This window comes from Microcoleus sp. M2_D5 (assembly GCF_036701935.1).
Taxonomy (GTDB): Bacteria; Cyanobacteriota; Cyanobacteriia; order Cyanobacteriales; family Microcoleaceae; genus Microcoleus.
In genome coordinates, this window is record NZ_JAUBRP010000002.1 from 16,020 (window position 1) to 30,588 (window position 14,569).

Annotated in this window: 8 protein-coding genes and 2 pseudogenes; 7 read left to right on the top strand and 3 right to left on the bottom strand. The window is 45.8% G+C overall.

What is annotated here, in order from left to right:
* Window positions 1–98 precede the first annotated feature (98 nt).
* The 3 genes from rppB (at window position 99) to rpmB (ending at window position 4,141) form a co-directional block, all read left to right on the top strand.
* On the top strand, window positions 99–1,430 hold the full coding sequence (gene rppB, locus QUA50_RS00895) for a two-component system sensor histidine kinase RppB (RefSeq protein ID WP_333258503.1): 1,332 nt from the start codon (window positions 99–101) through the stop codon (window positions 1,428–1,430).
* Window positions 1,431–1,683: 253 nt separating this feature from the next.
* Window positions 1,684–3,672, top strand: a complete 1,989-nt coding sequence (htpG, locus tag QUA50_RS00900) for a molecular chaperone HtpG (RefSeq protein WP_333258505.1) — start codon at window positions 1,684–1,686, stop codon at window positions 3,670–3,672.
* A 232-nt stretch (window positions 3,673–3,904) separates the two neighbouring features.
* Window positions 3,905–4,141, top strand: a complete 237-nt coding sequence (gene rpmB / locus QUA50_RS00905) for a 50S ribosomal protein L28 (protein WP_333065932.1) — start codon at window positions 3,905–3,907, stop codon at window positions 4,139–4,141.
* Window positions 4,142–4,355: 214 nt separating this feature from the next.
* On the opposite strand, the gene QUA50_RS00910 is transcribed toward rpmB, so the two are convergent.
* From QUA50_RS00910 to proS, 3 genes and pseudogenes are all read right to left on the bottom strand, one after another.
* Window positions 4,356–6,425: an adenylate/guanylate cyclase domain-containing protein gene (locus QUA50_RS00910; protein WP_333258507.1), complete on the bottom strand. Its 2,070-nt coding sequence runs from the start codon at window positions 6,423–6,425 to the stop codon at window positions 4,356–4,358.
* 114 nt (window positions 6,426–6,539) lie between these two features.
* Window positions 6,540–6,877: pseudogene (locus QUA50_RS00915) on the bottom strand (adenylate/guanylate cyclase domain-containing protein); the annotation flags it as partial.
* A gap of 360 nt (window positions 6,878–7,237) precedes the next feature.
* A complete protein-coding gene (gene proS / locus QUA50_RS00920) occupies window positions 7,238–9,043 on the bottom strand; it encodes a proline--tRNA ligase (protein WP_333258509.1) in 1,806 nt (601 codons plus the stop codon).
* A gap of 85 nt (window positions 9,044–9,128) precedes the next feature.
* Between proS and QUA50_RS00925 the strand changes: the two genes are divergently transcribed.
* The 4 genes and pseudogenes from QUA50_RS00925 to QUA50_RS00940 all read left to right on the top strand — a co-directional run bounded on the left by QUA50_RS00925 (window position 9,129) and on the right by QUA50_RS00940 (window position 14,405).
* Window positions 9,129–9,434 (top strand): hypothetical protein, encoded by a 306-nt coding sequence (locus tag QUA50_RS00925; RefSeq protein ID WP_333258511.1) that lies wholly within the window; start codon window positions 9,129–9,131, stop codon window positions 9,432–9,434.
* A 151-nt stretch (window positions 9,435–9,585) separates the two neighbouring features.
* Window positions 9,586–10,530 (top strand): hypothetical protein, encoded by a 945-nt coding sequence (locus QUA50_RS00930; RefSeq protein WP_333258513.1) that lies wholly within the window; start codon window positions 9,586–9,588, stop codon window positions 10,528–10,530.
* 66 nt (window positions 10,531–10,596) lie between these two features.
* Window positions 10,597–10,896: pseudogene (locus tag QUA50_RS00935) on the top strand (hypothetical protein); the annotation flags it as partial.
* A 365-nt stretch (window positions 10,897–11,261) separates the two neighbouring features.
* Window positions 11,262–14,405, top strand: coding sequence for an MFS transporter (locus QUA50_RS00940; protein WP_333258515.1), 3,144 nt, complete (start codon window positions 11,262–11,264; stop codon window positions 14,403–14,405).
* Window positions 14,406–14,569: the final 164 nt, after the last annotated feature.

Genomic DNA, 14,569 nt, shown 5'->3' on the forward strand with positions numbered 1-14,569 from the left:
CCAGGCAGAGCCTGGGAACGAGTAAAAACCAGTAAACTTTAATTTTGTGGAACAGGCATCTTGCCTGTTCCTAACACTTATATAAAATATAACTTTATATGAATCAAAATAAACTATTTAACCGAACTAGATCGCAATTAGCGAGTTCCTATGCAGCAGTAATGGGTTTGATTTTAAGCTTGTTGGGATTTGGCGTATATAAGGCGATCGCCCACGCTCACTGGGTAGCTATAGACCGGGAATTAGAATCGGTAGCGGGGACGCTGCACGACAGCCTAGAACTCAAATTGCAGCAGCCCGGACGCTTGGAGCCAATAGTAAACGAACTTTTGCCCAACCTCCGCCTCATTGGAGTTCAAGGCATTAAAGAACAGTTGCCGAGCCGCCATATTTTAAGCGCTATCAACCAAGGCTATTACTATATTCGTTTATTTGATTATTCCGGTAACTTAATTGCTACAGCAGGCGCGTATCCCGAAGAATTACCAGCAGAATTTAACTCCCAATACTGGCAAACACTAACTGACACCAAAGGCAATGTTTATCACCAAATTTCTGTAGCGCTACACACCCAAACACAGCAAGATTGGGGATATTTTCAAGTTGGCAGGAGCCTGCAAGACTTTAATGATTATCTCAGTACAGTGAAATGGGTTTTGAAATTAGGATTGCCTACAGCATTGATTCTGATCGGCTTTTCTAGTTGGTTATTGGCAGGATTAGCCATGAAACCGATTTATTCTTCCTACCGACAAATTCAACAGTTTACAGCGGATGCCGCTCACGAATTGCGGACGCCTTTAGCGGCTTCGCAGGCGACAGTAGAATCAGCGCTGTTGACGCTTCAATTGGATGAAAAAGAGGCGCGGGAAATTTTGCGGACGATCGATCGCCAAAACCGACGACTGACTCAGTTAGTGGCTGATTTGCTGCTGCTGGCTCGCATGGACAATCAAGCGATACGCGATCGCCCTCACTTGTGTTGTTTGAATGACCTTGTTAGCGATTTAGTAGAGGAATTGGCAGCTTTGGCGATCGCCTCAAAGGTAGCGCTAACGTCCGAAGTGCGAGTGCAGCAGCAATTAAATGTTGTCGGCAATTCCGACCAACTTTATCGTTTAGTTGCTAATTTAATTGTTAATGCCATTCAATACACTCCGGCGGGCGGCAAAGTAACAGTTATTTTAGATTGCAGCCACCAGGAGGCGATCGTTCAGGTTCAAGATACCGGTATTGGGATCGCGGCGGCAGATTTAGAGCGAATATTCGATCGATTTTACCGAGTCAACAGCGATCGATCGCGCCATACTGGCGGTTCGGGACTGGGATTGGCGATCGCCCAAACCATTGCCCGGGCACATCGTGGCAGCCTCAGCGCCAGCAGCGAATTGGGGCAGGGCGCTACTTTCCTGCTGCGGTTGCCTTTGTGAGCTACTATGTGAGGGAAACTGACATCTTGCACCACCATCGAGAACAGGCAAGATGCCTGTTCCACAAAGAGTAAATTATCTTGTGGGGTAGGCCGGAAAGCCCGCCCGTCAAAGGCTAATTGAGAATTGTGCAAGATGTGGGGAAAACCGAATCATCTTTTTGTGGTAATCCCTTCGGCAAAACATAGCACGATCGCCGAAAATCATTAAATAGCTATTTCTAAGCAATTAGCAGTCATCAGAGAGAAAAATTATGACAGTTTTAGAACAGGGAACAATCTCAATCCATACCGAAAATATTTTCCCGATTATCAAGAAGTCGCTATACACTGACCACGAAGTCTTCTTGCGGGAACTAATTTCTAACGCCGTCGATGCCATTGCTAAACTCAAAATGGTTTCCCGTTCCGGCGAATACAGCGGTGAGGTGGGCGAACCGCAAATCAACATAGCGATCGACAAAGAAAACAAAACCCTCTCAATTTCCGATAACGGCATCGGCATGACCGCCGATGAGGTAAAAAAATACATCAACCAAGTCGCTTTCTCCAGCGCAGAAGAATTTATTGAAAAATACCAAGGCAACGGCGAAGACGCAATTATCGGTCACTTCGGCCTAGGTTTCTACTCTTCTTTCATGGTGGCAAAGAAAGTAGACATTGATACTCTTTCTTACCAAGAAGGCTCCCAAGCCGTCCACTGGTCTTGCGACGGTTCTCCCGCTTTTGAACTATCAGAATCTTCCCGCACGGAACGCGGCACTACTATTACTCTTACCCTCCAAGATGAAGAACAAGAATATCTAGAACCCAGTCGCATTAAGCAGTTAATCAAAACTTACTGCGATTTCATGCCGGTTCCCATCAAATTTGAGGGTGAGGAACTCAACAAGCACAAAGCAATTTGGCGGGAATCAGCCAGCAATTTGCAAAAAGAAGATTACTTAGAACTGTACCGCCACCTCTACCCGTACCAAGACGAGCCGCTGCTGTGGGTACACCTGAATACAGATTATCCTTTTATTGTCAACGGGATTCTTTACTTTCCAAAACTGCGGCCGGATGTCGATGTTACCCAAGGCAATATTAAGCTATTCTGCAACCAGGTTTTTGTCAGCGACCACTGCGAAGAAATTATCCCGAAATTCTTGATGCCGCTGCGGGGCGTTATTGACAGTACCGACATTCCGCTGAACGTTTCTCGCAGTTCTTTGCAAAGCAATCGCACTGTGCGGAGAATCGCTGATTATATTGCGAAAAAAGTGGGCGATCGCCTGAAAGAACTCTACCGCGACGATCGCAACGAATACATCCGCTGCTGGCAAGATATCGGCACTTTTGTCAAGTTTGGAACTCTCAACGATGACAAGTTCAAAAAGCAAGTCGAAGATATCTTAATCTACCGCAGCACCTACGAACCGACAGCCGAGAAGCCAGAAACTGCAACGCCCGAAGTTCAGGTGCAAACAGAGGACGGAGATTTGTGGCAAGATGTCACTCCGAAGTCGGAAAATTCTAGTTCCACGCAGCCTTACACGACGCTGAAAGAGTATTTGGAACGCAATCAAAAACGCCACGAAAATCGGGTGTTTTATTGTACAGATCCGGCGTCTCAAGCAACTTACGTTGCTATGCACAAAAGCCAAGGGTTAGAAGTGCTGTTTATGGATTCTTTCATCGACACGCACTTTATCAGCTTCTTGGAACGAGAACACTCAGATGTCAAATTCTCGCGGGTTGATTCCGACATCGACGAAACGCTAATTGACAAAGAGAAAGAAGCGGAAATTGTCGATCCGGCGACGAATAAAACTCGCAGCGAACAAGTTAAAGAAATGTTCCAAAAAGCTCTCAACAAGCCGAAAGTGAACATTCGCACAGAAGCTTTGAAGTCTGACTCTGCGGAGGCGACGCCACCTGCGATCGTACTTTTGCCGGAAGCTTTGCGCCGGATGCGCGACATGACGGCGCTGTTGCAGCAGCAAGCGGCCGAATTCCCCGAAGATCACGTTTTGCTGGTGAATACGTCTCACCCGCTAATTCAAAATCTGGCGAGTTTGAGTCAGGGTGCGATTATTCAAGGCGCCGGCGAGTCTCCGTCGGCTGAGTTGGCGAGTATGATTTGTCACCACGTTTACGACTTGGCTTTGATGGCCCAGAAGGGTTTCGATGCTGAAGGGATGAAAGATTTTGTCGAGCGATCGAATCAAGTCTTGACAAAATTGACTGAACGTGCAATGTAATTACCCCCCCAACCCCCCCTTGCTAAGGGGGGGAGCAAGAGTTTATTTCCCTTGCTAAGGGGGGAGCAAGAGTTTATTTCCCTTGCTAAGGGGGGGCAAGAGTTTATTTCTATTGCTGAGCGGGCGATCGGGTGTTTTTTGTCCCCCCCTTAACAAGGGGGGCTAGGGGGGTTCGGCGCTGTTGCTATATAATAAAAGGCTGGACGCAAAAAACGGTAATCTGGAGGGAAGTATGTCACGGAAATGTCAGCTAACGGGGAAGAAGGCGAATAACGGTTTTGCCGTTTCTCACTCGCACCACCGCACTCACAAGTTGCAAGAGGCAAATTTGCAGTGGAAGCGGGTTTGGTGGCCGCAGGAGAAGCGCTGGGTAAGATTGCACCTTTCTACAAAAGCGATTAAAACCTTGCAAAACAAGGGTTTGGAAATCATGGCGAAGGAAGCTGGAATTAACCTGTACAAGCTTTAAAAAACTTGGCTAATTGAGAAAAGGGCGATCGGGCAAATTAACTGGTGCGATCGCCCTTATTTGAGAGAAAAACCTTTACTAGAGCAATTTTCGGCATTTCAGTAGGTGTAGGGTGCGTCAGTCCAGATATTTGACACGAATCGAACAGTTTGTTTCTGACGAACCTTACGATTGATATCAAGTCCGGTAGCATCTATCAATTACCAATAAACTTTTATTGTATCCACTTTCTACATTGTAATAAATAAGTAGTCATCAGGCCTTTGCCTTTAACTTCGATCGCACCGCGGTTTTCAAAAAAATATTTTTCTCGCAATTGCTGATAAGTTGTCTCTGTTACCTGAATACTCCCTGGCTTGCCGTGAGATTCCATGCGGGAAGCGGTGTTAACGGTGTCTCCCCATAAATCGTAAATAAATTTTTTAATTCCAATAACTCCGGCAACAACCGGGCCAGTGTTGATGCCGATTCTGATGGTGAAATCCTGATTGTGGATATTGCTGAAGTCAGTAATAGCCTGCTGCATATCGAGGGCCATTTCTGCGATCGCCTCTGCATGATCCTCGCGAGGAATTGGCAGCCCTCCTACTACCATGTAAGCGTCGCCAATCGTCTTAATTTTTTCCAAACCGTGCCTTTCTGCTAGGTTGTCAAATGTCGAAAAGATGTCATTCAGCAAGGCTACTAATTGCGTTGGAGAAACTCGCGAGCTCAATTGAGTAAAGCCTACTATGTCGGCAAACAAGACAGTAACGTCAGCAAAAGTATCTGCGATCGTACTGTCTCCCCGCTTCAACCGATTTGCTATTTCTTCCGGCAAAATATTCAACAACAAGCGTTCAGATTGTTCCTGTTGAACTTGCAGCGCATTTAAAGTATCATTCAGAGCATTAGTTCGTTCTTTAACTCGAAATTCTAACTCTTCATTCAGCTTGTAAAGATCCATTTCAGCCCGCCTGCGATCTGTGATATCCGTACCGATTGCCAGCATTCCCGCGAACTTTCCTTCCGCGTCAAACAGCGGTTTATTTGCCCACGATACCCAAACTCGCTCCCCGCTGCGTCGGATATTTTCATTTTCATTTCGCGTGTATTGTTCGGGGTTTTGCAAAATATCTCTCAACTTTGCTGCCAAGTCATTTCCTGTTGTATCTGTCTGGGGAATAATTGTTCCCACTGCGTGTTTGCCAATTATCTCTTTTTCGTCGAAACCGAAAAAATTCTGTGCAAATTCGTTAAAAAAAGTAATATTTCCTTCCGTATCTAGTTTTAAAATAATGCTGTTAGCATTTTCCACTAATTCCCGATACTTAATTTCGCTTTGCCGCAGGGAATCCTCTGCTGATGCGCGTTCGGCTACCGTTGCTGCCAATAACAGCGAAGTAATTACAATTACGCTCATAAAAGCCTGTAAAAATAAGATTGCCTGATTGATATTTTCCGCTTTGGCAATAAAGGGGCCGCCTCCCTGAGAACCGCCCCAAATGGCGATACTCGATACAACGAAAGATGCTAAAACAGCACCGCTCTGGCCGAATTGAATGGTTGCCCAAATTACTAAGGGAAATGGCAAGTATTCTAGGGGATAACCGGAGAGATTACCTTCACTTTTTGAGTTGTATACTAGCCAACTGACTGTTACTAATAAGAGCAGGCATATTCCGGCACCGATGCGATTTATTATTTTTTGATGACCTGTAGTTTGTGAATGGTTTGGTGCTTGTTTTTGGTTGTATATAATCAACACCAGGGGAGTAAAAATTAAAACTCCTAATGTATCTCCGAGATACCAATTCCATCGAATTTGCCAATATTCGCTCCAGTCAACTAAACCAGTTACACAGAGGCGCAGCGTGCCGAGAGTGCAGTTGATTTGAGTGGCAACTACAGCACCGCAAAAAATTAAATTGACTACATCGATCAGCCGATCGAGTGAGGGGCGAAACTTTAGCTGTTGCAGCAAAGTAAAGGCGCATAAAGCTTGTAAACAAGCGCAAAAGGCACTAATTGCTGCAAGTGTTAAAGATACCTGAAGGTTAATAGTCTCGTAAAAAAACACGCCTAAAGCTATTCCGGGCCAAATGCGGCGACCAAATAATAAAATTGCAGCTTGTGCAATTCCTGCGGGCGGCCAGACGCAGGTAGCTAATTTATTTACGCCTGGGATTGAAACTGCTATTTTTGCTCCCAAAGCGTAAACAAAAGCAATGGCAGCTACTTTTGCTAAGTATTGCCAATTTCGAGATTGAACAAATCGCAGAAACTGATTTTTGTTGTGGTTCATACTGAGTGTTAGATTTTTAACTAACTATAACAACCGCCCCGGAATATTAGGAAATTTTTAATTGCTTAAATTTGAGTTATTAGATTGCTGATTTTTTGTATAATTTTCCTTATGCTATAACTTGCTGCCTGTAATAAAATAAGTGTTCATCTCGCCTTTGCCTTTGACTTCAATTGTGCCGCGACTTTGCAATCAATACTTGTCTTGCAATCGTTCATAAGTGGCCGACGTGACTTGAATGCACCCCGGCTTGCCGTGAGATTCCTTGCGGGAAGCAGTGTTAACGGTGTCTCCCCACAAATCGTAAATAAATTTTTTGATGCCAATGACTCCGGCGACAACTGGGCCGCTGTTGATGCCGATTCTGATGCTGAAATCTTGATTGTGGGTATGGCTGAAGTCAATAATTGCTGGCTGCATATCCAGGCCATTTGGGCGATCGCCTCTGCATGGAATCGAAGAAACTGATTTAGCTTCTGATTCATATCGAGTTTTAAGTTTTAGGGAATTTCATATTTCACATGGGAGCATCTCATATTTCTAAAAACACTTCTTCTAGCTCCTTCCTTCTGACTTTTTTCTCCTACCTCCTGCCTCCTGCATCAAAACTTCAATTTCTAACTGGGGGCTTTCATTTAAATGCTCCCATTTCACATTTTGTCTTTCCAGTTCACAGCAGAAGAAAGAAGGAAGGAAGGAAGAGGGAAGAAGGAATAAGCAAGGTAATGTAGGGCGATGCACACCGCACCTTACCCTATACGTAGGGCGCTAATGTAGGGCGATGCACACAGCAATTTACCAATTTAAAAGGCTTAGTTGATGGCGGCTTCAATCCACTGTTTTAAAGTAGAATTTACTTCATCAATGAGAATTTCCTGGGATTTGTGAGTTGCTCTTTCCACGACTTCAACTTTGCCTGCTTTCAGCGAACGACCCGGAACAATGCGATAGGGAATGCCGATTAAATCGGCATCCTTGAATTTAACTCCGGCTCGTTCGTCGCGGTCATCTAGCAAGGTTTCAATCCCAGATTGGTTGAGTTCTGCGTAGAGTTTTTCGGCGACTTCTACTTGTTGGGTGTCGGAAATATTGGGGATGCTAATGATGGCGTGATACGGGGCGATCGCCACCGGCCAAATTATCCCGTCTTTGTCGTAGGATTGTTCTACGGCCGATTGAGCTAGCCGCGACACGCCGACGCCGTAGCAGCCCATCACAAAGGGCATTTCTTCGCCTTGTTCGCTGGTGTAGGTGGCGCCCATTGCTTGGGAGTATTTGGTTCCTAATTGGAAGATGTGGCCGACTTCGATGCCTCTGGCGCTTTGCAAGGTTTGTTCGGGGTTGTGCACTGCCCGATCGCCCTTTTTGGCTGTTCTGACACCCACAACCAATGCTGGCAGGGGAAATTCTTTATCCCAATTAGCCCCGACAACGTGGTATCCTGATTCGTTTGAACCGGTGACAAAGTTTGTCAGGTCAACTGCAGTGCGATCGACCAAACGCAAAAACTTAGAGTTTACCTCCTTACCCCCAGCGATATAATCATCAGCAAGATCCGGAGCCATATAACCGAGAGGTAAAGATTTAGCAGCCCATTTCCGCTGAGCTTCCGCATCGGGAACAGTCAAAAATAAAACAGTTTTAGCTTGATAATTGCCCGCTAACTTCGTCAACTCATTCAGCAACTTTACCTGATTCACATCTTGGTCGCCGCGAATGCTTACCAATACCAAAACAGTCATGCCATTGTCGTAAACAGCTTGGTAAAGCACATTTTTGACAACTTGAGTCGGTGAACATTTCAAAAATTTGCAAAGTTTATCAATTGTTTCAGTTCCCGGCGTTTCGCGCTTTTCAAAAGTTGCAAAGGGCGACGGTTCCACATCGGCAGGCATCGAGACAGCCTTTTCCACATTAGCTGCATACTGACCATCTTCAGTATAAAGAACTTCATCTTCTCCCGCTTCAGCCAACACCATAAACTCTTGAGAACCAGAGCCGCCAATTGCTCCCGAATCAGCATCTACTGCTCGGAATTGCAAGCCCGATCGGCGCAGCATATTGCTGTAAGCTTGAGCCATATCCTGATAAGTTTTTTTCAAACTTTCTTCGTTAGTGTGGAAAGAATAGCCATCTTTCATAATAAATTCGCGACCGCGCATCAACCCAAAACGCGGGCGAATTTCATCCCTAAACTTAGTTTGAATTTGATAAAGATGTAAAGGCAATTGCCGATAGGAACGAATCATATCTTTAGCAATTGTAGTAATTACTTCTTCGTGAGTTGGCCCCAGTCCCAATTCTCGCTGCTGCCTGTCTGTCATGGAAAACATAATACCTTCCGCTTGAGTATAGGTATCCCAGCGGCCGGATTCCCGCCACAAATCTGCCGGTTGCAATTGCGGGAGGAGGCATTCTTGAGCGCCAGTAGCGTCCATTTCTTCGCGCACAATTTGAGATACTTTTTTGAGAACTCGCCACATTAAAGGTAGATAAGCGTAAAGGCCACTACCGATGCGCCGGATGTATCCGGCACGGAGTAATAGTTTGTGGCTGGGAATTTCTGCTTCTGCTGGATCTTCGCGCAGGGTGACAAAAAGCATTTGAGAGAGTCGCATAGCTGATTTCCTTAAAATACCGGATGATTGTAATCTCTGATTAACTTCTGATATTATCAGACGTGAGCCGGATTTGATTAAACCTATGAATAAAATTTGGGAAAATTATCAAAAAGGGATGACAGCATTTGATAATTGTCACTCTCCTACTGTGCAATCTCAGTGGCTTGCCTTAAAAGATGAAATAGGAGAATTTGTTCGAGAACCTAATTTAAGCGAAATTTGGGATATTGTTCATGCTGCTGGTAGATTGCTTTACAAACTCATCGGAATTCCCTTATATTTACTGGCCTATCCTACTGTTCGCAAACACAGTCAACGTTTCGAGGAGTACGGCTGTATTCGCAGCATTCGCAATTGTGAGGGTAAATGCTGCGGCAAAAATTCGTAGGGTTCGCTGCGGCGCACCTGATATCATGTTTGTTGAATAACCCGCAATTAGATTCTAATTACCGGATTCAAAAAAAAATGCAACTTTAGGCAAGCGCCAAACCCAGATCCAGTAACTAATTTTCAATCTCAAATCTCAAATTTCAAATCGCATGACCAGATTTATTCACGATCAATTTGCCAAACAGTATCTGAAAGAACTATTAACCCCTCTCGGTAATGTAGAAACCAGCCGGGATGTTGCTGGAGAAGTGAGGCAGGTTGACGTTTTATTTGCCCCGAAACCGGAACCGGAAGTCGAACCAACAGCCCTCGGCATTCTGGGTCAAATAGCAGCACAACCCGCTGTATTTGAACCCTTCCGCAGTCCAGTCCAAATCGGAGAAATTCGCAGTTGTCTGGGCAAACTATTCGATATCCACGGCGAATTTGAACGCGCCGCAGCTAGAGAAAATACCCGGATTGCAGAGGCAGACTTGCCCCAACTCTGGATACTGTCGCCGACTGTTTCCGATACGATGCTAGCTGGATTTCGAGCCCTTCCAGAACCGGAAAATTGGGTAAATGGAGTTTATTTTCTGGGCCCATCTCTGAAAGCAGCGATTATTGCCATTCACCAACTGCCCCGCACTCCTGAAACCCTGTGGCTGAGAGTTTTAGGGAAGGGAAACGTGCAGAAGCAAGCTATTGCCGAATTGAGAGAATTACCCTCAGATAATGTGTTTCGGTTGAATGCGTTAGAATTGTTGTACAACTTGCGAACGATATTAGAAGTACGTCAAGACATAGATCGAGAAGATCGGGAGTTAATTATGGAACTGTCACCCCTCTACTTGCAACGGTTGGAAGATGCAACTCAGCGAGGTATGCAGCAAGGTATTCAGCAAGGTATGCAGCAAGCTATGCAGCGCGCTCAACGCCTGATAGTTGAGAGTATGCTACAAGTAAAATTTGGCGAGATTGATGAAGAATTAACCCAAATAATCGAGCCTTTGATTGAGCTAGAACCCCTCGATCGCACGCGACTAATTAGGCAGCTCGATCGCTCTGAATTGCTAGCTCATTTTGATGCGTCGAAAAACCAACCCGAATCCTAACTCAGCAGCGTACTCTACAATCGGTAGGGTGCGCTCAATATCACTTTACTATTTATTATATATCGAGAAAATCTGGAGTTAATTATGGAACTGTCACCGCTCTATTTACAACGGCTTGAAGAAGCAACTCGGCGAGGTATCGAGCAAGGTATTCAGCAAAGTATCGAGCAAGGTATTCAGCAAGGTAAACGCCAGAATGTTGAGAGTATATTACAAGTAAGATTTGGCGAAATTGATGAAGAATTAGCCCAAATAATTGAGCCTTTGATTCAACTAGAATTTCTTGAAATCGCGCGACTGAGTATGGATCTCGAACGCCGGGAATTACTAGCTCGTTTTGACCCTAACAATCAAACAGAATCCTAACTCGGTAGCGTACTCTACGATATGTAGGGTGCGCCGAAAATTACTTTACTACTATTGATAATGGGTGGCAGCCCCCGCATCAAACTTGCCACTTTGATGCGAACTCTGCTGCTACTAATCCCTTGAAAACTAATTTCTGACTTTAGACGGATTTATTTTTTAGCTTCCAGAGCCATAATAAGCAGTAAGGATGAGATCACTAGATAACTGATTAACCGCTCATCCCAATTTCACTAATAAGGGCTTCAGTAAGATAAATCCGAACCCAAATAAAACATCATCTAAAGATTACAAAGATCCCTCAAAAAAAGTTGGGGGTCGTTTTAGATGTGCCGAGTTAGGCATAAAAACTTAGGAGGTAAATTATGTTTGAAAGCGAGTTATTAATTTCGCTGTACAGTCCCAAATTCAATATGGCCCAAATGCCAGTAGAAATGCCAGTAGAAATAGATGTGCCATTTGAGCACCCCGATATCGGAGGGCTGATGTTTTTAAGCCCTCAGTTTTTCGTGGCATTAATCGCCGGAGTCATCATGGCTTTCGGCTTCCAATTCCTGTTAACCAATTTCTCGATTGCCGCCAAAATCTCAAATTGGGACGAGGCTTTACCCGACGATGACGATGATGATGAGTCCGAAACTTTAGGCAAGAAAGTTCGGAAAATCGAAGGTTTAGTCGGGGGTTGGATTTTAGTCACAGTTAACCTGGCTTTATTTTTGGCTTGTTTTCTGGCAGTAAAACTAACTTCAATTGCCTCGGTAGACGGAGCGGCAATTATTGGTGTGGTCATTTGGTCGGCGTACTTTTTAACGCTGGTGTGGCTCGGTTCTAGCGCCGTCGGTTCCATGATGGGTTCCTTGATAAAAACTGCTTTTTCAGGCGTTCAAGGCGTGATGGGTAGTGCTGGTGCTGCGATCGGCGGCAAGATGGCTAGCGACCAAATGGTCAATACTGTAGAGGCATCTGTTGCCGCTGTCCGCCGCGAATTGAGTTCGGCGGTAGACCCGGATAGCATTCGCGAAACGCTGCAAGATTATGTGGGTTCTTTGCAGTTACCGAAACTAGATGTTAAGGAAATTCGCGGTCAATTTGAAAAGTTGCTGGGCGATGCAGATATCAAATCTCTTGCGGGAAGCGACGTTCTGAAGAATGTTAACCGCCAGACTTTTGTGGATTTAGTTAAGAGTCGCACAGACTTTACTCAAGAGGAAATAACTCAAATTGCTGACCAGCTAGAAGGCGTTTGGAAGCAAACTTTCGGCAAGCAGCAAGAGCAGAAAGACCCGAATTTAGAGTTGGTTGATTTTCTTAAGTTTGCGGCTCCAGATTTGCTGAAGTCTGACGAACTCAACGCCAAGCTGTCTCAAATTCTAGAAAGTAGGGAAAACAAATCGGAATCCAGCAGCGGCATGAAGCGAGCGATGCAGTTGGGTGTGGAAGCTCTTGTGGGCACTGTTTTGTCGCGGACGGATTTGTCTGATTTGGATGTTGAAAAAATCTCCGGTCAGTTGCAACAACTGACAGAAAAAGGTACTCAAAAAGCTAAATCTTTGGCTTCTCAGGTGGGCGACAAAGTGCCTGCGCTGCCTTTCAATACAGCTAAGGCTGATGTGGAAAACTACTTGCTGAATACCCAGCCTTGGCATCTCAACCGGGAGACAATCAAGCAGGAATTTAGGGATGTGATTTACGACCCGGAAGCTTCTCCGGGGGCAGTTTTGCGCCAGTTAGAGCTGTTTAATCCAGATTATTTTGTAGGGATTCTGGGCCGCCGCGAGGGGTTTGCTCCTGAACAGGTGACGGAAATTGCCGAACAGCTTGAAGGTGTCCGCCAAGAAGTGTTGGAAATTGTGCGAGATGCTGCTGGTGAAGAACAGTCTCAAGATTTGCGGAGCCGGATTGAGAATTATTTGCGATCGACCGGCAAGGAGGAATTGAATCCTGAAGGTATCGAGCGGGATTTCCAAGCGCTTTTGGAAGACCGGGATGCTGGTTTTGAGGCTTTGCGCGATCGCCTGTCGCAGTTTAACCGCGATACTTTGGTGCAGTTGCTGGGTCAGCGGGAAGATTTCAGTCCAGAGGAAGCCGATCGGTTAATCGGGCAGCTCGAAAGTTCGCGCGATCGCGTAATTTCAAGAGCTCAAGAATTGCAAGAGCAAGCGAAATCGAAAGCCCAAGAATTGCGGCAAAAGGTAGAAGAGTATCTCCGCAATACTAATAAGGAAGAGCTCAATCCTGAAGCGATCGAGGGCGAGTTTCAAACGCTGTTAAGCGACCCGGAAGCCGGATTTAAAGCGCTGAGAGAACGCTTGTCTCAATTCGACCGCGATACGCTGGTGCAGTTGCTGTCACAGCGCCAAGACCTCAGCGAAGAACAGATAAATCAGGCGATCGACCGGATTGAATCTGTGCGCGACAACATTATCCACGCGCCGCAAATAGTGGCAGATAGAGCTAAGCAACAGTACGAGGAAGTTACTGCAAAAATTGGCGAGTACCTGCGGAATACAAACCTGGAAGAACTCGATCCAGAAGGTATCAGTCGGGATTTGACCAAATTGTTTGAAAATCCGAAAGAGGGTACTTTGGCACTTCGGGACAGACTTTCTCAGGTCGATCGCGAAACTTTAGTCAAGTTGCTGTCGCAGCGGGAAGATTTGAGCGAAGAACAGATCGATCGGACGATCGATCGCGTGCAAGATTCGATTCGCAGCATCGTAAAATCGCCCCGCCGCTTGGCATCTCGCGCTCAAAAAACTGTACGAGATTTCCAAGGAAGTTTGGAAAATTACTTGCGGAATACGGACAAGGAAGAACTCAGTCCTGAAGGCATCAAACGCGATTTGCAGTTGCTGTTTAACGAACCGGGAGCGGGAATCCAAAGTTTGGGCGATCGCCTGAAGCATTTTGACCGATCGACTCTGGTAGCATTGCTGTCGCAGCGGGAAGACATCTCGTTCGAGGAAGCCAACAGAATTGCCGACCAAATTGAATCTGTCGGCAACCAAATTGTCGAACAAGTTCAAATGGTTCAGGACAAGTTCCAGTCAGCAATGGATGGTATTTTCGGGAAAATCCGGGATTACCTCAATTCGCTCGATCGACCAGAACTCAACTACGAGGGAATCAAGCGGGACTTGCGTAAAGTGTTTGACGACCCGCAGGCCGGATTTGACGCGATTAAAGAGCGTTTAGGTGAGTTCGATCGCGGTACTTTAGTTGCCCTGCTGAGTTCTCGTTCCGATATTTCCGAGACTGACGCTCACCGAATTGTTGACCAAATGGAAGGAGCCAGGGACAGCGTTTTATTGCGCTCGGAACGCCTGCAATCTGAAGCCAAAAAACGCATCAAACAGCTCAAAAACAAGGCCAAGCAGCAAGCAGAAGATGCGCGCGAAGCGGCAGCCGCCGCAGCTTGGTGGCTGTTCGGTACGGCTCTGACTTCTGTGGTTGTTTCGGCTTTGGCTGGAGCAATAGCAGTCGGCGGGATTTCGGGTTTGTTTAGCTAGATTTTCAACGAGTTTCAATTAACTTTCTCCTGATTCAAGGCTGGCTTTTTGCCAGCCTATTTTCTTTGAGTGAAACGTTGCACAATTTGAGGATGATTCTTGTGGGGTAGCCGTCCCGCCTGCCCGGAAAATACACCGGACGGGCGGGACGCCCATCCCACAAC